Genomic DNA, 21,044 nt, shown 5'->3' on the forward strand with positions numbered 1-21,044 from the left:
GCCCCCGCCGGGCGCCTCGAACCGAGGTGTTCGCCCGGAGTTCATCCGGAAGTTCACATATGGACACGCCGTTATGCCGTGCTCAAGACTATCGGCGGCGCGGTCGAACGGGCCATTCCGGCCGTCGGGTCGTAGTCGGATCGTGATGTGACGCACAGGTGATGCACAGAAAGCGCGGCCGTCCACGGGGGCGCGCTCGGCGGGTGGTCGTTGGTAAGTTGGCTTGGTGACTTCCGTTTCGCGTTCCGACCACGACGACGAAGCTGCCGAAGGCACCGGTGCGGGGGCACCCGATCAGGGTGGTGCCGCGACCGGGTCGGCCGGCGGCGTCGACGCCGGCGCCCCGTCGACGGGCGCCGGTGCGTCGAGCCCGACGTCGAACGCGAAGTCGGGCGGCGCCTCGAGCGCTTCCGAGCAGGGCGCTTCGGTGGCCGAGAAGAAGGCCGCGTCGAAGTCGGCGAAGTCGAAGTCGACCATGACCGCGGCCGAGCGTTCGGCCGCGCGCTCCGCCGCGGCGAAGAAGGCCGCGGCCACCCGCAAGGCGAACAAGGCGGCCGCAGCGGCCGCAGGTGCAGCGACCGAGGCGGCGGACCCCGAGGCCGCGCAGGCTCCCGAGTCGGGCGGATCGAAGCGCAGCGGCGCATCGCGGGCCGCGTCGTCGTCGGCGAGCTCTGCGCGCAGCGCCGCCCAGCGATCGACCGGGGCTGCGCGCGCGTCGAGCGCGGCGAGCACGGCCGAGGCACGCAGCCGCGCCGCCGCCTCGGCGTCGGCGCACCGCCAGTCGCAGCGCGTCGCCGCATCGCTCACGACCGAGACCACCGCGGCCGAACGCGGTCCGCGCAAGCCGACGGGGGCGTCGACCTTCGGTGCAGCCGATGCGCCGAACCGAGACGACGTCGACCTCGAGGCGACGACCGAGCGTCGCGCCGGCAGCCTGCCGACGGCCGCGGCGATCTCCACGGCGACCGCTGACGCGGCGGTCGGCGACGAGGCGACCGCGGCCGAGGTGCCTGCTGAGGAGGCGACTGCTGACACCGCGACCGCTGACGCGGCGGGCGCGGATTCAGCCGACACGCCTGTCGACGCCACCGCCGCCGTCGCCGAGTCGTCCGCGGTCGCGGAGTCGTCCGCCGTGGAGAGCGCGGACGCCCAGGCCGAGGTCGGCGCCGAGGCGCCGGCCGAGGCATCCGCCCCGACCATCGCGGCACAGGCGGTCACCGTGATCCCCGCGAAGAAGGCGCCGGCGCCGCGCAAGAAGCGCACGTTGCGCGTCGCCCGGCCCGCGCCGCCCGCCGACGCACCGCGCGTGCTCGAGATCACGGGTCTCGTGAAGCGCTTCGCCGAGAACACCGCGGTCGACGGCATCAGCCTGTCGGTGCGCGCCGGTTCGTTCTACGGCATCGTCGGCCCGAACGGCGCCGGCAAGACGACGACGCTCTCAATGGTCACGGGTCTCCTGCGTCCCGACGCAGGCACGGTGAGCATCCACGGCATCGACGCGTGGGCCGACCCGCGCGCGGCGAAGCGCATCACGGGCGTGCTGCCCGACCGGCTGCGACTGTTCGACCGGCTGACCGGCAGCCAGCTGCTCTATTACTCGGGCGTGCTGCGCGGTCTCGACAACCGCACCGTGCGCGAACGCAGCGCCGACCTCATCACGGCGTTCGGGCTCGACGACGCGGTCGACCGTCTCGTCGCCGACTACTCCGCCGGCATGACGAAGAAGATCGCGCTCGCATGCGCGCTCATCCACTCGCCGCGGCTGCTCGTGCTCGACGAACCGTTCGAGTCGGTCGACCCCGTGTCGGCCGCGAACCTCACCGAGATCCTCGAGCGTTACGTGGCGGGCGGCGGCACGGTCGTGCTCTCGAGCCACGGCATGGACCTGATCGAGCGCGTCTGCGACTCGGCCGCGATCATCGTCTCGGGCCGCGTGCTCGCTGCCGGCACCCTCGACGAGGTGCGAGCCGGCCAGACCCTCGAAGACCGATTCGTCGAGCTCGCGGGCGGGCGCAAGGCTGCGGAAGGCATGGAATGGTTGCACAGTTTCTCGGACTGAAACTGCGCCTGCTGGCGAACATCTTCAAACGGAGCACCTGGCAGGTCGTCGGCATCGTGCTCGGCCTCGTCTACGGGCTGGGCCTCGCGATCCTGCTCTTCCTCTCGCTCGTCGCGCTGCGTGTGGTGGGCGATGTCGAGACCATCCGCAACGCGCTCGTCATCGCGGGGGCGGCGACGATGGTCGGCTTCATCGTCTTCCCGCTCGTGTTCGGCACCGACGACACGATGGATCCGCGCAAGTTCGCGCTGTTCGGCCTGCCCGACCGCACGCTCGCCCTGAGCCTCGCGGTCGCCGGCCTCGTCGGCATTCCGGCGCTCGTGCTCGGCATCGTGCTGCTCGGCACGGTCGTGACCTGGTCGCGCGGCGTCGCCGAGACGCTGCTCGCCCTCATCTCGGCGGCGCTCGCGTTCGCGAGCTGCCTGCTGCTCGCGCGGGTGACGACGGCGCTCGCCTCGTTCCTGCTCTCGACGCGGCGCGCGCGCGAGCTGCTCGGTGTCATCGGCCTGCTGCTCATCGTCATGCTCTCGCCGATCATCGTGGTGATCGCCACGGCCGACTGGGCGAACGAGGGCCAGAGCATCCTGTCGGTGCTGGGCGGGGTGCTCGGGTGGACCCCGTTCGGTGCGGCGTTCGCCGCGCCGGGCGACGCTGCTGCCGGCGCGTGGGGGCCGGCGCTGCTCGAGCTCATCATCGCGCTCGCGACGCTCGGGGCGATCTGGCTCGCGTGGCAGGCGCTCGTCGCGAAGATGCTCGTGACCCCGGGCCGCGAGGCGTCGGCCAAGAGCTATCGGGGGCTCGGCTGGTTCGACCGGATGCCGCACGGCGCCACCGGAGCGGTCGCCGCGCGCAGCTTCACGTACTGGTTCCGTGACGCGCGCTACTGGGTCTCGGTCGTCATGATCCCGATCGTCCCGATCCTCGTCATGGTGCCGCTCGGCGTCGCGGGCGTGCCGACGCAGTACCTGGGACTCATCCCGGTGCCGCTCATGTGCCTCTTCCTCGGCTGGAGCCTGCACAACGACACGGCGTACGACTCGACGGCCATCTGGTTGCACGTCGTTTCCGGCGTCCGTGGCGTGTCCGATCGCTTCGGGCGGCTGGTGCCGGTGCTCCTTGCGGGCGTGCTCGTCATCGGCCTCGGCAGCGCCGTCACGGTCTTCGCGCTCGACGACTGGCGGCTGCTGCCGTCGCTCCTCGGCGTGAGCACGGCGCTGCTGCTCGCCGGACTCGGCGTGGGGTCGGTCGTCTCGGCGAGATTCCCGTACCCCGCCGTGAAGCCGGGCGACAGCCCGTTCCAGCAGCCGCAGGCGACCGGGGCGCTCACCGCGCTCGTGCAGTCGCTCACGATGCTCGCCTCGCTCGCCATCGCGGCGCCCGCGCTCATCTTCGCCGCCATGGGCGTGCTCGTCGATCCGGCCTGGCATGCGGCCGCGCTCGTCTCGGGAGTCGGCCTCGGGCTCATCGCGATCGTCGTCGGCGTCTGGTGGGGCGGCCGGGTGTTCGACGTCCGCGGCCCCGAGACGCTCGCCGCCGCGATCCGCGCCTGAGCCCGTCCCGCATGCCGTCGGGCGCGGCCCGCAGCGGAGCGCGGCCGCCGCGGGCGGGGCGCGCCGAGCCGCGCGTAGACTCGTCGTCATGATCCACAGCGTGCGCGCGAGCATCGCCGACCCCGGCCAGCCCGGAGGCGGCACCGACGTCCTCGACCGCGAACTCGAGAAGCTCCTCAACGAAGAGGCGATCGAGCCGGGCGACCACGAGCGCTTCTCGCACTACGTGCAGAAGGACAAGATCCTCGAGTCGGCGATCACCGGCAAGCCCGTCAAGGCGCTCTGCGGCAAGAAGTGGACGCCGGGCCGCGACCCCGAGAAGTTCCCGGTCTGCCCGACGTGCAAGGCGATCTACGAGAAGATGCGCGCCGGCTAGTCGCGCGTCAGCGGTAGTTCGTCGGGATCACCGGTTCGCCGCGTCCGAGGCGGAACGCCTCGATCGGCAGCTCCTGCATGACGTCGGCGCGGTGCGCCCGCGCGGCGGCCGTGCCGGCGGCGCCGAGGTGCGCCGGGTCGGCTTCGCCCTTCGAGACGAGCTGCACCATGAGGGGCCGCAGCTGGTCGCCGGCCTCGAACTCGGCCTCGCCGTCGGGTCCGTCGCCGACGAACACGAGCTCCTCGCGCGCCGTGCGCGTCGAGTCGAGACGACGCGCGGCGTTCTTGCGACCGCCGACGCTCGCCTTCTGGCTCGAGGCCTTCGCCACGGCGACCCATTCGCCCGCGTCATCCCGGCGCGCGACGAGCTTGTAGACCATGCCGGCGGCCGGGAAGCCCGAGCCCGTCACGACGGCGGTGCCGACGCCGTAGGAGTCGACCGGCGCGCCGGAGAGCCCCGCGATCGTGAACTCGTCGAGGTCGCTCGTGACCGTGATCTTCGTGTCGACGGCGCCGAGCGCGTCGAGCTGCTCGCGTACGGCGGCGACGACGGTGGGCAGGTCGCCCGAGTCGATGCGCACCGCGCCGAGCTCGGGCCCGGCGACCTTGACCGCGAGCTCGACGCCGCGCGTGATGTCGTAGGTGTCGACGAGAAGGGTGGTCTTCGGGCCGAACGCCTCGACCTGGGCGCGGAACGCGGCCTCCTCGGTGTCGTGCAGGAGCGTGAAGGCGTGCGCCGCGGTGCCCATCGTCGGGATGCCCCATGTGCGCCCGGCCTCGAGGTTCGAGGTCGCGTCGAACCCGGCGATGTACGCGGCGCGGGCCGCGGCGATCGCCGCCCGCTCGCTCGTGCGGCGCGAGCCCATCTCGGCGATCGGCCGGCCGAGTGCGACCGAGACCATGCGGGCCGCCGCGCTCGCGACCGACGAGTCGTAGTTGAGCGTCGAGAGCACGACCGTCTCGAGCATGACGGCCTCGGCGAACGTCGCCTGGATCGTGAGCAGCGGCGAGCCGGGGAAGTACGCCTCGCCCTCGCGGTAGCCCCAGATGTCGCCCGTGAACCGGTAGTCGGCGAGCCAGTCGAGGGTCGCCGGCCGCACGACCTCGTGCTCGCGCAGCCACTCGAGCTCCGCGTCGTCGAAGCGGAACCGCTGGATGAGTTCGAGCAGTCGGCCCGTGCCCGCGACGACGCCGTACCGGCGCCCGTCGGGCAGGCGACGTGCGAACGCCTCGAAGAGGCTCTCGCGGTGGGCGGTGCCGTCGAGCAGGGCGGCATCGACCATCGTCAGTTCGTAGCGGTCGGTGAAGAGGGCAGCTGAGCCGGTCACGCACCCGAGCCTAGTTGGTCGCGACCGACCTGATCCGGGATGCCGCGACCGGCCGTGCGGCGGCGACCACGTTGCTCAGCATGACCAGGGCGATGCCCGCGAGCTGCCACGCGGTGAGCGTCTGGCCGAGGATGAGGAAGCCGAAGAGGCTCGCCGCGGCCGGGTGGAGGCTCTGCAGCACGCCGAAGCGGGCCTTCGAGATGCGGCGGAGCGCCCACAGGTCGATCGCGTACGGCAGCGCCGAGCACAGCAGGCCGACCGCGAGGCCGGCCAGGAGCACGTGCGGCAGCTCGGCCGGGGCGACGCCGATGAGCGCGATCACGAGGAGCGGCGACGTCACGACCGCGGCGGTCGAGTTCGCGACCGCGTTCGCGGTGAGTCCGGGCAGCGAGAGCGCTGCCCGCTGGCCGACCACGATGTAGGCGGCCCATGCCGCCGCCGCGACGAAGCCGAACGCGATGCCGAGCGGGTCGAGTCCTGCGACGGTGCCCGTGAGCAGCACGACGCCGAGGCCGGCTCCGAGTGCGCGGGCCAGGTCGAGCCGCCGTCGCGACCCGGCGAGCGCGACCGCGAGCGGCCCGAGGAACTCGAGGGTGACCGCGAGGCCGAGCCCGACCCGGCTGATCGACGCGTAGAGCGAGAGGTTCATGACGACGAGCACGGCGCCGAGCAGGAACGCGGGGCGGAGCCGCCGCCAGCCGATCGCCCGCAGACGGGGACGCGCGACGGCCAGGGTGGCGATCGCGGCGACGGCCTGACGCAGGGCGACGACGCCCGCGGGGCCGACGATCGGGAACACGGTCGCGCCGATCGCGGCGCCGACGGCGACCGAGGTCGCGCTGCCCACCATGGCGAGGGTCGCCGCCCGTGTCGATTCCATGGTTCGACGGTAGATCGCATTGAGCACGAAGTGAAATGCAATCAGGGGAGATTGATACGCTGCATGCATGGATATCGAGGTCCGCCATCTCCGGGTGCTCGCCGCGCTCGACGAGGAGCGATCGTTCACCGCGGCGGCCGCTCGCCTCGGTCTCTCGCAGGCCGCGGTCTCACGGGCGATCGCCGCGCTCGAGCACGAGCTCGGCACCCCGCTCGTGCACCGCACCACGCGTCGTGTCGAGCCGACCGCAGCCGGCGCCGCCTTCGCCGGTACGGCGCGCCGGGTGATGTCGGAGCTCGATCGCGCCGTCGCCGAGCTGCGCGGCGAACGAGCCCAGGTGCGGCTCGGCTACTCGTGGGCGGCCCTCGGGGCGCACACCACGGGCGTGCTCCGTGCCTGGAACCGTGCGAATCCCGACGAGCCGCTGCGGCTCAGCCGGGTCAATCGTCGCGATGCCGGCCTCGCCGACGGTCGCGTCGACCTCGCGGTCATCCGGGGCGACGTGCGCGTGCCCGACGTCGTCGACGAGGTGGTCGGCCACGAGCGCCGCTACGTCGCCATGGCGGTCGACCACCCGCTCGCCGACCGGAGCCGCGTGGCCCTGGCCGACCTCACCCCGTTCGTGGTCGCCGTCGACCGCTACACGGGCACCACGACGACGTCGCTGTGGTCCGATGCGGGGCTCGAGCCGCCCCGCATCACCGACACGACCGACTTCGAGGACTGGCTCGACCTCATCGCGGCGGGCGACGTCATCGGCGTCACCGCTGCGGCGACGACGCAGCAGTACCCTCGGCCCGGGCTCGTCTTCGCCGAGGTCGCCGACGCACCGCCGATCGAGGTGCACCTCGCGTGGCACCGCGCGTGGCGGCATCCGGCGACGACGAGGCTGGCCCGCGCCATCCGCGAGGCGTACGCGACCGATCCCGCTCGCTAAGCTAGATCCTCGTGACGGACGCACCGATCGGGATCTTCGACTCCGGGGTCGGCGGTCTCACCGTCGCCCGCGCGGTGAAAGACCAATTGCCGAACGAGTCGATCCTCTACATCGGCGACCTCGAGCACTCGCCGTACGGGCCGAAGAAGATCGCCGACGTGCGCGGGTACGCGCTCGCCGTGCTCGACGACCTCGTCGCCCAGGGCGTCAAGATGCTCGTGATCGCGTGCAACACGGCGTCGTCGGCGATGCTGCGCGATGCGCGCGAGCGCTACGACGTGCCCGTCGTCGAGGTCATCCAGCCCGCCGTCCGCCGTGCGGTCGCGACGACGAAGACCGGCCGGGTCGGCGTCATCGGCACGCAGGGCACGATCTCGTCGCGTGCGTACGACGACGCCTTCGCAGCCGCCCCGCACCTCGAGCTCTTCTCCCAGGCGTGCCCGCGGTTCGTCGAGTTCGTCGAGGCGGGCGTCACGACGGGCGACGAGCTGCTCGCGGTCGCCGAGGGCTACCTCGAACCGCTGCGTCGCGCCGAGGTCGACACCCTCGTGCTCGGATGCACCCACTATCCGTTCCTCAAGGGCGCGATCTCGTACGTCATGGGCGAGGACGTGACGCTCGTCTCGAGCGACGTCGAGACGGCCAACGACGTCTACCGGGTGCTCGTCTCGACGGGCATGGAGCGCCGCGGCCCGACACCGCCGACCTACCGCTACGAGGCGACCGGGCAGTCGACGAGCGCCTTCCTCGATCTCGCACACCGATTGATCGCCCCCGAGATCCCGAGCGTCGAGCTCGTGCAGACGGGCGTCATCACCCTTCCCGACCGTGCCGCACTGCGACAGGAGAACAACGCATGACCGAGGCATCCGCCACCCCGATCGTCCGCGCCGACGGACGCACCCCCGACCAACTGCGCGAGGTGACCATCGAACGGGGCTGGAGCGCGCACGCCGAGGGCAGCGCGCTCATCTCGTTCGGCGGCACCAAGGTGCTCTGCACGGCGAGCTTCACGAACGGCGTGCCGCGCTGGCTGAACGGCAAGGGCACGGGCTGGGTCACCGCCGAGTATGCGATGCTGCCGCGCTCGACGAACACGCGCAACGACCGCGAGAGCGTGAAGGGCCGCATCGGGGGGCGCACGCACGAGATCAGCCGCCTCATCGGCCGCAGCTTGCGCGCCGTGATCGACACCAAGGCGCTCGGCGAGAACACGATCGTCATCGACTGCGACGTGCTGCAGGCCGACGGCGGCACCCGCACGGCCGCGATCACGGGCGCGTACGTCGCGCTCGCCGACGCGATCGAGTGGGCACGCGGCAAGAAGTTCATCGGCCAGAAGTCGACGCCGCTCATCGACACCGTCTCGGCCGTGTCGGTCGGCATCATCGACGGCACGCCCATGCTCGACCTCGCGTACGTCGAGGACGTGCGCGCCGAGACCGACATGAACGTCGTCGCCACCGGTCGCGGGCTCTTCGTCGAGGTGCAGGGCACCGCCGAGGGCGCGCCGTTCGACCGCCGCGAACTCGACTCGCTGCTCGACCTCGCGCTCGCCGGCAACGCGTCGCTCGCCGAGTTGCAGCGTGCGGCCCTCGCCGTGGCGGCGGGGGAGTGACCATGGCCGCGCTCGAGGTCGTGCTCGCGACCCACAACGCGCACAAGGTCGGCGAGTTCCAGCGCATCCTCGGTGCGCGCATGCCCGGGCTCACCGTGCTCCCGTACGACGGGCCCTCGCCCGTGGAGGACGGCACGAGCTTCGCCGAGAACGCACTCATCAAGGCGCGTGCCGCGGCCGCGCACACCGGGCGCATCGCGCTCGCCGACGACTCGGGCATCACGGTCGACGTGATGGGCGGGGCGCCCGGCATCTTCTCGGCGCGCTGGGCCGGCCACCGCGCCGGCGACGAGGAGAACGTGCGGCTGCTGCTCGCGCAGCTCGGCGACGTGCGCCGGCCGAACCGCGGTGCGGCGTTCCACTGCACGATCGCGCTCGTGGTGCCCGCGGGCCTGATCCGGGATGCCGCTGCGAATGCCGCGGCCGACGAGGAGTTCGTGGCCGAGGGGCTGTGGCGGGGCTCGCTCGCCTACGAGCCGCGCGGCTCGCACGGCTTCGGGTACGACCCGGTGTTCGAGCCCGAGGGCCACGAGGTGACGGCGGCCGAGCTGCTGCCCGAGCAGAAGAACGCGATCAGCCACCGGGCTCGGGCGTTCGAGGCGCTCATCCCTGAGCTCGAGCGGGTCGCCGCCTCGGTGGTCGGGTAGCGGGCGCGTCGCCTCCTTCTCGGTGGTCGAGCAGCAAGCGCAGCGAGCGTGTCAAGACCTCAGCCGGTGACGAACGCCGTCAGTTGATCGGCGAACGCGTTGAACGCGGTGCCGGTGGTGAGCATGGCCCAGCCGTGGCCGACGCCGTCGTCGACGATCGTCACGTCGCTCGACGCCGTCGCGTCGGCGAGCTGGTGCAGCTCGTCGACGGTCACGGTCGTGTCATCGGGTGCGACCGCGAGGAAGAGCGGAACCGTCAGGCCCGGTGCGTCGTCCATGGCGTCGTAGCTGCGGAACGAGATCGGCCCCGACAGGTCGGCGACGCCGTCGAGGCGCCCGTCGGCGCCGTCGCGGCCGCCCGCGACGATCGCCGCCGTGCCGCCCATCGAGGCGCCGACCGCCACCACGCGTTCTGCGCCCTGGTCGCGCGCCCAGTCGGCCGCCGCGAGGATGGCGTCGGCGCCGTCGTCGACGACGTGGTTCGCGCCGCTCGGGCACTCGGTCGCGCCGTAGCCGCAGTTGTTCACGAGCAGCACCTGCATGCCCTGCTCGGCGAGGCTCGAGGCGTACGGCCAGAAACCGCACTCGTCTTGATTGCGCTGGTGGGCGAAGACGACGGTCGTCGCGCCAGAGCCTGCGACTCCGACGTCGAACTGCGCGTCGCCGACCGGCAGCAGCATCGCGGTCGAGTCGACGCCGGTGTCGCCGCACTGCTCCGACGGCGGCTGCGGTGCCGTCGCGGCGTCCGCTGCGGCCGGGGCGGATGCCTCGGCCGAGGGGCCTCCGTCAGCTGGGTCGGGGTCGGCCGCGCATCCGGAGAGCGCGGCGACGAGGCATCCGACGGCGAGGGCGATGGCGAGCGGGCGGCGCGACGACATGTCCGGCAGCCTAGGGCCGACCGGCGACAGCCCGCGACCCCTGGCACCTCGTCGGCGGGCATCGCTGCCATGCCCATGAGAACGCGACTCATTCCTGATTGGGGCGAACGACCCGTCGCGGGCACCTGGGCGACCTACGCTGGAATGGACATGACCCACGATCACGCCCACGACCACGCCGCGACCGCGAACCGCACCCGACTCTGGATCGCGATCGCGATCATCGGCGCGTTCGTGATCGTGCAGGTCGTCGGCGGCCTGCTGAGCGGGTCGCTCGCCCTGCTCGCCGACGCCGGACACATGACGAGCGATCTCATCGGCCTCGTCGTCGCGCTCGTTGCCGCATTCGTGGCCGCCAGGCCGGCGACCGATCGGCAGACCTACGGGTTCCGCCGGGCCGAGGTGTTCGGGGCGCTCATCAACGGCGTCATCCTCATCGTCGTCGCGGTCACCGTCACGATCGGCGCAATCGGACGGCTCGTCTCGGGTGCCGAGGGCGAGGCGCACGAGGTGCAGGGCGGCATGATGCTCGTGATCGCGGTCGTCGGGCTCGTCGCGAACATCGCCGCGATGCTCGTGCTGCGCGGCGGTGCGAAGGACTCGATCAACCTGCGCGGCGCCTACCTCGAGGTGCTCGGCGACACGATCGGCTCGGCACTCGTGATCGTCGCGGCGATCGTGATCCTCGTCACCGGCTGGGACGCCGCCGACCCCATCGCATCCCTCGGCATCGCAGTGCTCATCGTGCCGCGCGCACTGTCGCTCCTGCGCGACGTGGTGCGGGTGCTCAGCGAGGGCGCGCCGGCCGACACCGACGTCGCCGAGATCCGCGACCACCTGCTCGGCACCACGGGCGTCGTCGCCGTGCACGACATCCACGTCTGGCAGATCACGTCGGGGCAGCCCGTGTTCACCGCTCACGTCGAGGTCGAGCCGAAGGTCTTCGAGGAGGGACGCACGGGCGCGCTCCTCGACGAACTCGGCGGATGCCTCAGCGAGCACTTCGACGTCGCGCATTCGACCTTCCAGCTCGAGCCCGCGGGCCGGGCGGAGCAGGAGCAGGGCTCGCACTGCTGACATGCCGCCCGGGTGGCGCAGCGATGCCGGCCCCGGCGTGCGGGGCGGGCATCGGTCGTGCTCGGTCGGGGCTGGGCGCCGCCGCGTCAGCAGCTCAGTGCCGGGTTGAACGGTGCGAAGACGCCGGCCGGGTTGTGCGCCCCCACCCACACGTGCAGGTCGTAGTGCGTCGGCATGCCCGGATCGTGGCCCGGCATCGGGCCGTCGAACGGGTACGTGCCGAGCGTCGGCACGGGCTGGCCGACGTCGGGCTCGAAGAACTCGGCGCTCCAGAGGCGGAGGTCGCCCGAGGGGGAGGGGCCGTAGGTGAGCATCGGCGGCTGGGCGGGGTCGACCGGGGCGCCGGGGCGTACGAGCGCGGGGTTGACGTAGTGGAAGCCCATCGCCCCGGCGGGGCTCGCGGCGCACTCGCCGGCGGGCACGTAGCCGGCGGCGATCGCCGTCTCGACGTCGTGGAAGCGGGCGGTCGCCGCCCGCACCTTCGCGACGATGCGGTGCATCTCGGGCGTCGTGGCGGTCGGTTCCGACGGGTGGTCGCCCTCGTGCGCCTGCGCGGGCAGCGCTGACGCGGCGATGGCCGCGCCGGCGATGAGCGTGGCGGCGAGCATTCGGTGGATGGTGCGCATGGGTGGTTCCTGCCTTCGGGGTTTCGGTTTTCGAGGTTTCGAGGTTTCGGGTTTTCGGGTTCGGACTCGTCCGGGGCTGCGTTCGGCTCAGTCGCCGTCGACGGTGTGCGAGGCGACCCAGGCGCCGCGCGGGTCGTAGAGGTCGTGCACGTGCCGGAGACGTTCGAGTGCGGCGGTCGAGAAGAACGACGCGCTCGGCGTCGCGCGCTCGGCGAAGTTCGGGAACGCCGCACCGGTCGACCAGGGACGCAACGCGTCGGCGACCTGGGCGGTCGCGCGCTCGCCGAGCGCCGCGAGCTCGGGGGTCGGTGCCGCTGAGACGGCGAACAGCGCGTACTCGCCGTCGAGGTGCGAGAGCGCACCGTCGTGCGGGCGGGCGAGCGCCCCGCCGAGGTGTCGGAGCTCTGCGGCCATGAGCGGGGTCGCGACGCCGGGGCCGGCTGCGGCGAGCAGCGCGTCGATCGCCGACTGCGGGAGCCCGGCCAGCATCACGTGGTCGGAGACGCCGGGGGTCGGGGCCGGCGGGTCCATGTGCACGGCGAGCAGCCCGGCCGACGGCATGCGGCCGAACGTGTCGAGCTCGGGCGCGAGGGCGCGCAGCGGCGCGAGCAGTTCGGCCGCCCGCTCATCGCCCTCGAGCAGCGCGCCGTCGATGACGACGAGTTCTCGGCCGCTGAGGAACGGCGGCAGCTCGGGCAGCGGCGGGAACCGCATGAGGCGCAGCGCCGTCGTGACCGACTCGGGCAGCGTGCCCGTCCACTCCGCCCACGCGCGGACGACGACGGGTGCCGCGGAGAGGTCCCAGAGCAGCATCCCCGCGACGACGTCGGCGACCGGCAGCAGGTCGAGCTCGATCGCGACCACGACGCCGAGCCCGCCGCCACCGCCCCGCAGCGCCCAGAAGAGTGCGGTGTGCTCGTCGGCGCTCGCGCGGACCAGCTCGCCGTCGGCGGTGACGAGCTCGATCGCCCGCACCGACGATGCGGCGAGGCCGTGCGCGCGACCGTAGAACGAGAGGCCGCCGCCGAGCACGTACCCCGCGACCGCGACGTCACCGGCGCTGCCGTGCAACGCCGTCAGCCCGTGCGGCGCGGCGGCCGCGACGACGTCCTGCCAGAGCGCGCCGCCCGCGATGCGCGCGATGCGCGCCGCCGGATCGATCTCGACGCCCGTGAGCTCGTGCAGGCGCAGGAGGAGCAGGTCGTCGAAGGGTGCATCGGCGATGGCGGATGCCGCGTGGCCGGTGCTCTGCGGCGCGATGCGCAGCCCGTCGGCACGTGCCGCGACGACGGCGCTCACGACCTCGGCGGTGCTCTGCGGCACGGCGACGGCCGCCGGGCGCTGGGCGACCGCGAGGTTCCACGGACGGCATGCATCCGCGTAGCCCGCGTCATCGGGCAGGAGGACGTGCTCGAGTTCCCGCAGCGCGGTGAGGGTGGTCAGGGTCGGGTTCATGCTGGTTCCTTCGTGATGGCGCGGTTCAGGTGCGGCCACCGTGGCCTCGAGTCGCACGAGCATGCCGGCGGATCGACCGGGGTCGTCGGCGACGACCTCGACGACGACGCCGCGCGTGGCCGGGCCGAGTCGTTCGGCGAGGATGCCCAGGAGATCGGCGTCGGGCTCCGCCGACGCGTTACGCACCCGGAGGCTCCGCAGCGTCGTGAGCGACAGGCCGCGGCCGACGATGTCGTGCTCGAGACGCACGAACGCGAGGCACAGCTGCGCGGTCGGATCGTCGGCGTGCACGAGGTCGCCGCGGTCGTCGACGGGTTCGGAGCGGATGGTGGTGGTCACGGATCCCAGCATCGGGACGGCGGTCGCGGGCGACCATCCCAGTTGTGGGGGGATTTCCGGATCCCAGTGATCTGGGATGTCGCGGCGGCCGCGGCCGGGCGCATACTGATCGCATGCACAACCGGTTGCGCGCCGAACGCGCCCGCGGCGATCTCGACGTGCTCTCGCGCGCCGGGCTCGATCTCGACGACTTCATCGCCGAGGCGACCGAGACCGTCGGGCGGGCCACGCCGTGGGTCGGGGCCTGCGTCGGCACGCACGATCCGTCGACCATGATGCTCACGAGCGCCCGCAAGTACGGCTCGCTCGTCGCGAACAACGAGCACGACAGGCTCTTCGGCCTGCTCGAGTACGGCGCGGAGGAGCCGAGCTCGTTCCGCGCACTCGCGCGGTCGGAGTCGCGGGCGATCGGCATGCACGCATCCGACGACCTCGACGTCGAGCGGTCCGAGCGCACGAACCGGCTGATGCGGCCGATCTACGGGTTCGGCGACGAGGCCCGCCTCGTGTTCCGCGACGGCGCCGGGGTCTGGGGCTGTCTCGCGATGTTCCGCGGCTCCGACGACGCGACGTTCTCGCGCGAGGAGATCGACTTCCTCGGCACGCTCTCGGAGTCGTTCGCGCGTGGGGTGCGCGCGGGCATGCTGACGCGGCTCGCGTCGTCACCCGCCGCCGAGACCGACGTGTGCGGGCCGGCGGTCGTCATCGTCGGTGCCGACGACGCGGTGTCGCAGATCAGCCTCGGCGCCGAGGAACGGCTCGCTCAGCTCGCGACGACCGCGCACAGCGGCGACCCCCTGAGCCTCGTGACCGCGCTCGTCGGTGCTGCGCGCCGCATGCTCGCCGTGCCCGGTTCGCCCATTCCGCGGGCGCGCGTGCGCACGGCGGCGGGCACCTGGCTCGTGCTGCACGCCTCGCCGCTGTCGGGACCCGACGGTGCCGCGGGCGACGTCGTCATCACGATCGAGGAGGCACGCCCGCCAGAGATCGTCGCGCTCGTCGTCGCGGCCTTCGGGCTCACGCCGCGCGAGCGCGACGTCACGCGGCTCGTGCTGCAGGGCGTCGAGACGAAGGAGATCGCGGCGACGATGCACGTCTCGGCCTACACCGTGCAGGACCACCTGAAGTCGGTCTTCGAGAAGGCGGGCGTGCGCAGCCGTCGCGAGCTCATCTCGCGCATCTACTTCGACCAGTACGTGCCGCGGATGGGTTCCGAGGTCGCGCCGAGCGGCTGGTACGCAGGCTGAGACCGAGCAGCGGAGCATCCGCCTCGATCAGACCCCTGCGGTGTGCCGGACTCAGCGCTCGTCGTGCTTGGGGCCGCGGTCGAACACGTCGGCGTCGAGCACGAGCTGGGCGGCCTCGGCCTCGTCGGTGACGACGTCGGCGCCGGCTGCGGCCGCCTTCTTCGCCTTCGAGCGCTCGCGCAGGTAGTGCCAGAGGGTCACGACCGCGGTGCCGCCGACCGCGGCGAGCAGGATGAGGTCGATGTAGTTCTGCACGAAGGTCGCGACGGGCGGGATGAACCCGATCGCGTACCCGAACATCGTGAGCCCGAAGCCCCAGAGCACGGCGCCGATGAAGTTGTAGAGGGTGTACATCCACTTGTTCATGTGGCCGACGCCCGCGGCGACGGGGGCGAAGGTGCGCACGATCGGCACGAAGCGGGCGAGGATGATCGTGATCCCGCCGAACCGGTCGAAGAAGGCGTTCGTGCGTTCGACGTTCTTGACGCTGAAGAGCCCGGACTCCTTGCGTTCGAAGATCGCTGGGCCCGCCTTGTGGCCGATGTAGTAGCCCACCTCGCCGCCGATGAACGCGGCGACCCCGATGAGGAGCGCCACCCACCACACGCTGATGCCGAACACGCCGTCGGGCGAGCCGTCGAGGGGGTGCGAGAGCAGGCCCGAGATGACGAGCAGCGTGTCGCCGGGCAGCAGGAAGCCGACGAGCAGGCCGGTCTCGGCGAAGATGATCGCGCACACGACGAGCAGGGCCCATGGCCCGGCCGAGGCGATGATCGTCTCGGGGTCGAGCCACGGGATGAGGGCGGTGTGGACCATTCGGAAGGCTCCAGTCGTCGGACCCCGGTGGTGACCGGGTCGGCGGGCGGCGGGGATACGACGCGAGTCTACCGAGCGGCCCCTGAGCGCAGCATCCGACTGCGGGATGACTCGCGTCTCACCCCGTGGGGTGAGGAGCGCCTGGAGCGCACGACGTCGTCGGGGTGCCGCCCGGGAAGGCACCGGTCGGCGGATGTCGGTCGTCGCGCGTAGGGTCGCGGGCATGCGATACGGGTTCATCTATCCGGGTTCCGATCCCGAGCTCGCGGTCGAACTGGCGGTGCTCGCCGAGCGACACGGGTGGCACGGCTTCTTCGTCTGGGAGGGAATCTGGGCGACCGACCCGTGGTCGGTGCTCGCGGCGGCGGCGATGCGCACGACGTCGATCCGACTCGGCACGATGCTCACGCCGGTGCCGCGGCGACGTCCGTGGGAGCTCGCCGGCCAGACGATGACGGTCGACCGCCTCTCGGGCGGTCGGGTCGTCCTGTCGGCGGGGCTCGGCGTGCCCGAGGACGTCGAGGAGCGGTTCTGGATCTTCGAGCACGATCCCGGTCGACGCGAGCGCGCCGAACTGCTCGACGAGTCGCTCGAGCTGCTTCCGAAGCTGTGGCGCGGCGAGCCGTTCGAGCACGAGGGTGCGCACTACACGGTGCGGCGCACCGAGCAGATGCTGCCCCTGCCGCCCGTGCAGCAGCCCGGCATCCCGATCTGGGCGGTCGGACTGTGGCCCCGACCGAAGTCGATGCGTCGCGTCGCACGACTCGACGGCTGGCTGCCGAACTTCGCGCCGCCCGGCGAGGGCGCTGCCGGTCCCGATGCGCAACGAGAATTGTTCACCCCCGAGATCGGCGCCGAGGCGATGGCGTGGCTGCGCGCCGAGCGCGAGCGGCTGGGCGTCGCCGACCGCCCGTTCGACTGGGTGCAGGAGGGCACGACCGCCGGGCTCGACGCTGCCGCCGATGCAGCCGTCGTGCGGCCGTGGGCAGAGGCCGGTGCCACCTGGTGGCTCGACACGGACTGGTCGGTCCCGGCCGAGCGCATCGAGCCGTATGCGCGCGAGCGCGTGGCGGCCGGGCCGCCCGCCATCGAGGGCTGACGGGTCGTCGGTCGCCGTTCCGATCGACGGCACGGAGTCGGCCCGGGCTCGCGTCGATCTCGAGAGCCCGGGCCGTATTTCCCCTGATCCCGGTGACCGAACCACCGGGGGTTGTCGTCCCTACGACCATTTCAGGACATCACGATCGACGCCCCCGCGCGAGGGGTTGACGCGGGGCGAGCCGCGTGCAGTGGTGCGCAGTTCCGGCGTGCGCCGCCCGTGCACGAGGTGCTGTTCGACGTCTACGCTCGGACCGATGGAACCACCCTCTCGCGTCGTCGGCGCAGCACTGCATCCGGTCCGCACGGTCGAGCCCGACGGCGACGACTTCGCGGATCTCGCCCCGCTGGGTGAGCTCATCGGCGGCGCGCGCGTCGTCGCGCTCGGCGAGAGCATGCATCGCGTGCACGAGTTCCTCGCGCTGCGGCATCGGGTCTTCCGGTACCTGTCGCTGCACCATGGCTTCACCGCGCTCGCGCTCGAGTCGGGGTTCGCCGAGGGACTGCTCGTCCAGCGGTGGATCGACGGCGACGACGAGGGGTCGGCGGCCGAGGTCGCGCGTGCGGGCATGACCTACCACTTCGGCGACTGCGAGGAGTCCGAGGCGCTGCTCGACGCCATGCGCACCGATGGTGCCGCGCGGTACTACGGCCTCGACGTCGGTGCCTCGGGCGCGGGCGGCGCCCGTCCGATCCTCGAGATCGTGCGCCTCCTCGACCGAGTCGATCCCGGGTACGCGGCGGTCGTGCGCACCGGCGTCCTACCACTGTTCGACTACCTTCCCGACGACGACGGCGGGATCGCCTGGGCTGCCCCGGCATTGCACGCCTACTTGGCGTTGCCGGGCGACCGCCGGGATGCGATCACCGCGGGAATCGCTCGACTCGCCTCCCGGATCGACGCGCTCTGGCCGCAGTACGCCGAGACCGCCGGCGCCGAGGCGGCCTGGACGCTGCGACGCCTCGCCGATACCGCTCGGCTCGGCGACGGCTTCCTCACGGCGATGATCGAACGTTCCGCGGGCGGGATCACTCCGTCGAGCACGCGCGACGCGCTCATGGCCCGCAGCGTCGAAGCGCTGCTCGAACGCGAGGAGCGGATCCTCGTCGTCGCTGCGAACGGCCACATCCAGCGTTCCCCGATGCTCGCGCCGCCGTTCGTCACCGAACCGTACCCGACGCTGGGTACGCACCTGGCCGCGTCGCTCGGCGACGGCTACGTGCCGATCGCGACGACGTTCGGCAGCGGGGAGGTCTGGCTGCACCGGCCGCGCCCCGACGGGCGACCGGGGCATTCGGTACCGTTCACTGACTGGCTCGACGCGGCGACGCCCGACAGCCTCGACGCGCTCCTCGCGGCGGCCGGGGTCCCGCTCGGTCTGGTCGGCTGGCGCGGGCTCGACGACGACGCGCCGCTCTCGCGACTCCTCGACCGAACGCGATCGACGATGAACGGTGACGGCGAGATCCGCTCGACACCGCGGACGGCCTTCGACGGCGCGATCCACGTCGACCGGATCAGCCCCTGGCGCACGGTGCTCACCGACGAGGGGTGACGTGCGTCGCGCACCGGATTCGTGGCCGATGTCGTCGAGGGGGCGCCGGCGGCGGGTCGAGCCGAGCCGAGTCGACTCGCGTCGCGTCGCGTCGCGTGCGGAAGGAGGGACTTGAACCCTCACGCCCGAAGGCACAGGAACCTAAATCCTGCGTGTCTGCCGATTTCACCACTCCCGCGAGTGCCCGTTCAGTCTAAGCGGCGTTCTCCCCACCGCTCTCGGGCCCGGTATGTCGGTGCCAGCACGGATCCGATCGAATCGACGTGCGCGTAGCGTTCGACGCATGAGCGCGGCTCGTCGGCCGTACTTCGACGTGATCACCCGGGGTGTGGCATGGCGTGGCAGGAGTTCTATCGAGCGGGCGGCAACGAATTCGGCATCCTGCCGAATTCGAGGTACTACGGTCCGCAGGGGCATCGCGGTCGTGACTTCATCCAGCCGCGAGGCACGCCGATCCCGGCGTACCTTCCCGGCCGCGTCGAATCGATCGAGCACTCGCAGTTCATCGGCACCTGCGTGATCGTCCATCTCGACGAGGGCAGGTTCGCCGGGTGGGCTCACACGATGCGGGTCGCTGTCGATGCGGGCGATCGGGTGGCACCGGGCGACACCATCGCCGAGGTGGCTGGGCGCTTCGACGACCCCGGCGAATCGTGGGACGGCGAACATTCGCACACGACGCTGGGGCCGTTCGCGAGTTCGATCTTCGAAGGCGCAGTCGAAGACCCGATGCATCTCATCGGACCGGCGATCGGCGCCGGGTTCATTGCCGCAGGATTGGGGAACGACATGTTCGAGAACACCGACCGGGATCGGCTGGGCAACGTCTGGGCGGGCCTGTTCACGGGTGCTTCCGTCGAGATCGACGGAGTGGTCAAGCGGTTCAACTACGGCGTCCTTCCGATCGTCGCGCACAATCAGACGTTGATCGCGCAGCAGGCCGGGCGCATCGCCGCTCTCGAGGAGATGGTGGCCCAGCTCACCGCGGCGTCGAACGTCTCACTCGATCTCACGCGCGTGGAGGCGGCGCGAATCGGCGGCGTCGATGACTTCGCCAACCAGAACACGATGCCCGTCTCAGAGGAACTCGACAACATCGACGGTGTCGATGTGATCCGCTAGCGCCTCACGTCGCGGCCGCAAGCGGCCCGATCACACGACGAGGACGCAGCAGCAGCAGCGCGAGCGCGACGAGCACCGTTCCGACGATCGCGAGCTGCAGGTCGAGGAACCACTGCATGACGAGGAACGGCGGCACGATCGCGAGCACCATCGCGATCGCGGTCACGAGCGGCGAGGGGGCGCGCCGTCCGGCCGGGATCGTCGTCGGCAGGCGTTCGAAGCGCACGAGCAGCGGCGCGATCGCGAACACGACGGCGAGCACGACCACGAACATGATCGGCCGCGTGAGCCACCACGCCGGGCTGCCCGGCTCGGGTGCCGCGCCGGGAATGAGGAGCGAGAGCCCCTCGACCATGATGATGACCGGCAGGTGCCAGAGGTACACCGTCATCGCGCGGCTGCCGACGAGGTAGACGACCGCCTGGGCGGCCCGCCGGTGCATGAGTGCGTCGAGCGGGCGGTGCAGGGCGCTCAGCAGGCTGATCTGGGCGATGCCGAGCAGCAGGAGGGGCACGGTCGGCGGGTTGAGGTTCACGAGCATGTCGGGGGAGTACCAGCCCGCGGCGACGAGCGGCCAGATGACGAGGTAGGCCGCCGCCGCGATGCCGACGAGCGTCGCGATGCGGCGGCGCCGGAACCATCCGTCGGCGTACCAGAAGCCGAGCTGCTGCACGAAGAGCCAGACGAACAGCAGGTTCACGAGACCGATCTCGGTGATGCCCGTCGCGACGCGCACGGCGTCGACCACGACCGCGCCCGCCGCGAGCAGTGCGAGCGTTGCTCGTGGTGCGCGGGCGTGCAGCTGCGTCATCCACGGCACCGCGCACTGGGCGATGAGGAACGCGGCGAGGAACCAGAGCGGCGAGCCCGCCCCCGTGGCGACGGTGTCGAGCAGGGCCGGGTCGACGCCGGCGAGCGTCGCCGCGCCGAGCACGACCGCGAAGAAGGCGAACAGCGGCAGCGAGGGGCCGCTGAGCCGCAGCACCCGCCCGCGGACGAACGCCGTCGCGTCGCCGCCCCGGCGGCTGAGGCTGCGCCACGCCGCGAGCGCTGTGAAGCCGCCGACCGCGAAGAAGAGCGGCATGATCTGCCCGACCCAGGTGGCGGCGGCGAACCACGGCTGCGCCTCGAGCGGGCGTGAGACGACGAGCGCGCCGTCGGGTGCGTACCCGACGCCGATCATGAGCAGGTGGATGACGACGACGAGCAGGATGCACGCCACCCGGGCGAGGTCGACGACGAGATCGCGCGAGGCGAGGGCGGCGGCGCGCGCGGTGTCGGCGGGCGTGGATCGCGGCGATGCGGTCAAGTTCGCTCCGGGTTCGGCGGGTCGGTGGGTCCGGCGGCCGAGCCTCGGTCGGCGGTGAGCCGAGCCTAGCAACGCGACGGCGCCCCTCCACGAAGGGTGTGGAGGGGCGCCCTGATGCCGCCGACGA

At 72.1% G+C, this 21,044-nt stretch carries 19 protein-coding genes and 1 tRNA gene; 12 read left to right on the plus strand and 8 right to left on the minus strand.

What is annotated here, in order from left to right; translation table 11 throughout:
- The first annotated feature begins 475 nt into the window (after window positions 1–475).
- From MUN74_RS19330 to MUN74_RS15690, 3 genes are all read left to right on the plus strand, one after another.
- Window positions 476–2,059 (plus strand): ABC transporter ATP-binding protein, encoded by a 1,584-nt coding sequence (locus tag MUN74_RS19330; protein ID WP_370647390.1) that lies wholly within the window; start codon window positions 476–478, stop codon window positions 2,057–2,059.
- Window positions 2,035–3,609 carry a hypothetical protein gene (locus MUN74_RS15685; RefSeq protein ID WP_244853440.1) on the plus strand — a complete coding sequence of 525 codons (1,575 nt, stop codon included), beginning with the start codon at window positions 2,035–2,037 and terminating at the stop codon, window positions 3,607–3,609. Before MUN74_RS19330 ends, MUN74_RS15685 begins: the two co-directional genes overlap by 25 nt.
- 88 nt (window positions 3,610–3,697) lie before the next feature.
- The gene (locus MUN74_RS15690) at window positions 3,698–3,985 is read left to right on the plus strand and encodes a DUF3039 domain-containing protein (protein WP_244853442.1); all 288 of its coding nucleotides are present in this window, start codon (window positions 3,698–3,700) and stop codon (window positions 3,983–3,985) included.
- Between the two features lie 7 nt (window positions 3,986–3,992).
- Here the strand turns inward: MUN74_RS15690 and MUN74_RS15695 are convergent, their stop codons facing one another.
- Window positions 3,993–5,312: a nicotinate phosphoribosyltransferase gene (locus MUN74_RS15695; RefSeq protein WP_244853443.1), complete on the minus strand. Its 1,320-nt coding sequence runs from the start codon at window positions 5,310–5,312 to the stop codon at window positions 3,993–3,995.
- A 10-nt stretch (window positions 5,313–5,322) separates the two neighbouring features.
- Complete coding sequence (locus MUN74_RS15700) at window positions 5,323–6,192, minus strand: EamA family transporter (RefSeq protein ID WP_244853445.1); 870 nt, start codon at window positions 6,190–6,192, stop codon at window positions 5,323–5,325.
- Window positions 6,193–6,259: 67 nt separating this feature from the next.
- Here MUN74_RS15700 and MUN74_RS15705 point away from each other — a divergent pair, with 67 nt between their 5' ends.
- The 4 genes from MUN74_RS15705 to rdgB are packed head-to-tail and all read left to right on the plus strand — an operon-like array spanning window position 6,260 to window position 9,394.
- The gene (locus tag MUN74_RS15705) at window positions 6,260–7,129 is read left to right on the plus strand and encodes a LysR family transcriptional regulator (protein WP_244853446.1); all 870 of its coding nucleotides are present in this window, start codon (window positions 6,260–6,262) and stop codon (window positions 7,127–7,129) included.
- 11 nt (window positions 7,130–7,140) lie between these two features.
- On the plus strand, window positions 7,141–7,989 hold the full coding sequence (gene murI, locus MUN74_RS15710; protein ID WP_244853448.1) for a glutamate racemase: 849 nt from the start codon (window positions 7,141–7,143) through the stop codon (window positions 7,987–7,989).
- A complete protein-coding gene (rph, locus tag MUN74_RS15715; RefSeq protein WP_244853449.1) occupies window positions 7,986–8,747 on the plus strand; it encodes a ribonuclease PH in 762 nt (253 codons plus the stop codon). Before murI ends, rph begins: the two co-directional genes overlap by 4 nt.
- Before the next feature lie 2 nt (window positions 8,748–8,749).
- On the plus strand, window positions 8,750–9,394 hold the full coding sequence (gene rdgB / locus MUN74_RS15720; protein WP_244853451.1) for an RdgB/HAM1 family non-canonical purine NTP pyrophosphatase: 645 nt from the start codon (window positions 8,750–8,752) through the stop codon (window positions 9,392–9,394).
- Window positions 9,395–9,453: 59 nt separating this feature from the next.
- On the opposite strand, the gene MUN74_RS15725 is transcribed toward rdgB, so the two are convergent.
- Window positions 9,454–10,272, minus strand: a complete 819-nt coding sequence (locus MUN74_RS15725; protein ID WP_244853453.1) for an alpha/beta hydrolase family protein — start codon at window positions 10,270–10,272, stop codon at window positions 9,454–9,456.
- A 150-nt stretch (window positions 10,273–10,422) separates the two neighbouring features.
- Here MUN74_RS15725 and MUN74_RS15730 point away from each other — a divergent pair, with 150 nt between their 5' ends.
- On the plus strand, window positions 10,423–11,349 hold the full coding sequence (locus MUN74_RS15730; RefSeq protein ID WP_244853454.1) for a cation diffusion facilitator family transporter: 927 nt from the start codon (window positions 10,423–10,425) through the stop codon (window positions 11,347–11,349).
- A gap of 86 nt (window positions 11,350–11,435) precedes the next feature.
- On the opposite strand, the gene MUN74_RS15735 is transcribed toward MUN74_RS15730, so the two are convergent.
- Together MUN74_RS15735 and MUN74_RS15740 are read right to left on the minus strand one after the other, a co-directional pair.
- Window positions 11,436–11,975 (minus strand): hypothetical protein, encoded by a 540-nt coding sequence (locus MUN74_RS15735; RefSeq protein WP_244853456.1) that lies wholly within the window; start codon window positions 11,973–11,975, stop codon window positions 11,436–11,438.
- Between the two features lie 87 nt (window positions 11,976–12,062).
- Complete coding sequence (locus tag MUN74_RS15740; RefSeq protein ID WP_244853458.1) at window positions 12,063–13,769, minus strand: FAD-binding oxidoreductase; 1,707 nt, start codon at window positions 13,767–13,769, stop codon at window positions 12,063–12,065.
- Window positions 13,770–13,882: 113 nt separating this feature from the next.
- On the opposite strand from MUN74_RS15740, the gene MUN74_RS15745 reads away from it, so the two are divergent.
- Window positions 13,883–15,016 (plus strand): response regulator transcription factor, encoded by a 1,134-nt coding sequence (locus MUN74_RS15745; RefSeq protein WP_244853459.1) that lies wholly within the window; start codon window positions 13,883–13,885, stop codon window positions 15,014–15,016.
- A gap of 51 nt (window positions 15,017–15,067) precedes the next feature.
- Here MUN74_RS15745 and MUN74_RS15750 read toward each other — a convergent pair whose 3' ends face one another.
- The gene (locus tag MUN74_RS15750; RefSeq protein WP_244853461.1) at window positions 15,068–15,832 is read right to left on the minus strand and encodes a DedA family protein; all 765 of its coding nucleotides are present in this window, start codon (window positions 15,830–15,832) and stop codon (window positions 15,068–15,070) included.
- A 223-nt stretch (window positions 15,833–16,055) separates the two neighbouring features.
- On the opposite strand from MUN74_RS15750, the gene MUN74_RS15755 reads away from it, so the two are divergent.
- Together MUN74_RS15755 and MUN74_RS15760 are read left to right on the plus strand one after the other, a co-directional pair.
- A complete protein-coding gene (locus MUN74_RS15755; RefSeq protein WP_244853463.1) occupies window positions 16,056–16,931 on the plus strand; it encodes an LLM class flavin-dependent oxidoreductase in 876 nt (291 codons plus the stop codon).
- Between the two features lie 256 nt (window positions 16,932–17,187).
- Entirely contained in the window at window positions 17,188–18,486 is a 1,299-nt protein-coding gene (locus tag MUN74_RS15760) for an erythromycin esterase family protein (protein ID WP_244853464.1), read from the plus strand.
- Window positions 18,487–18,582: 96 nt separating this feature from the next.
- On the opposite strand, the gene MUN74_RS15765 is transcribed toward MUN74_RS15760, so the two are convergent.
- Window positions 18,583–18,664, minus strand: a tRNA-Leu gene (locus tag MUN74_RS15765).
- A gap of 155 nt (window positions 18,665–18,819) precedes the next feature.
- Here MUN74_RS15765 and MUN74_RS15770 point away from each other — a divergent pair.
- The gene (locus tag MUN74_RS15770) at window positions 18,820–19,608 is read left to right on the plus strand and encodes a M23 family metallopeptidase (RefSeq protein WP_244853466.1); all 789 of its coding nucleotides are present in this window, start codon (window positions 18,820–18,822) and stop codon (window positions 19,606–19,608) included.
- 4 nt (window positions 19,609–19,612) lie between these two features.
- Here MUN74_RS15770 and MUN74_RS15775 read toward each other — a convergent pair whose 3' ends face one another.
- On the minus strand, window positions 19,613–20,917 hold the full coding sequence (locus tag MUN74_RS15775; RefSeq protein WP_244853468.1) for an acyltransferase family protein: 1,305 nt from the start codon (window positions 20,915–20,917) through the stop codon (window positions 19,613–19,615).
- Window positions 20,918–21,044 lie beyond the last annotated feature (127 nt).

It is taken from the genome of Agromyces sp. H17E-10, from assembly GCF_022919715.1.
In the GTDB taxonomy this organism is placed as follows: Bacteria; Actinomycetota; Actinomycetes; order Actinomycetales; family Microbacteriaceae; genus Agromyces.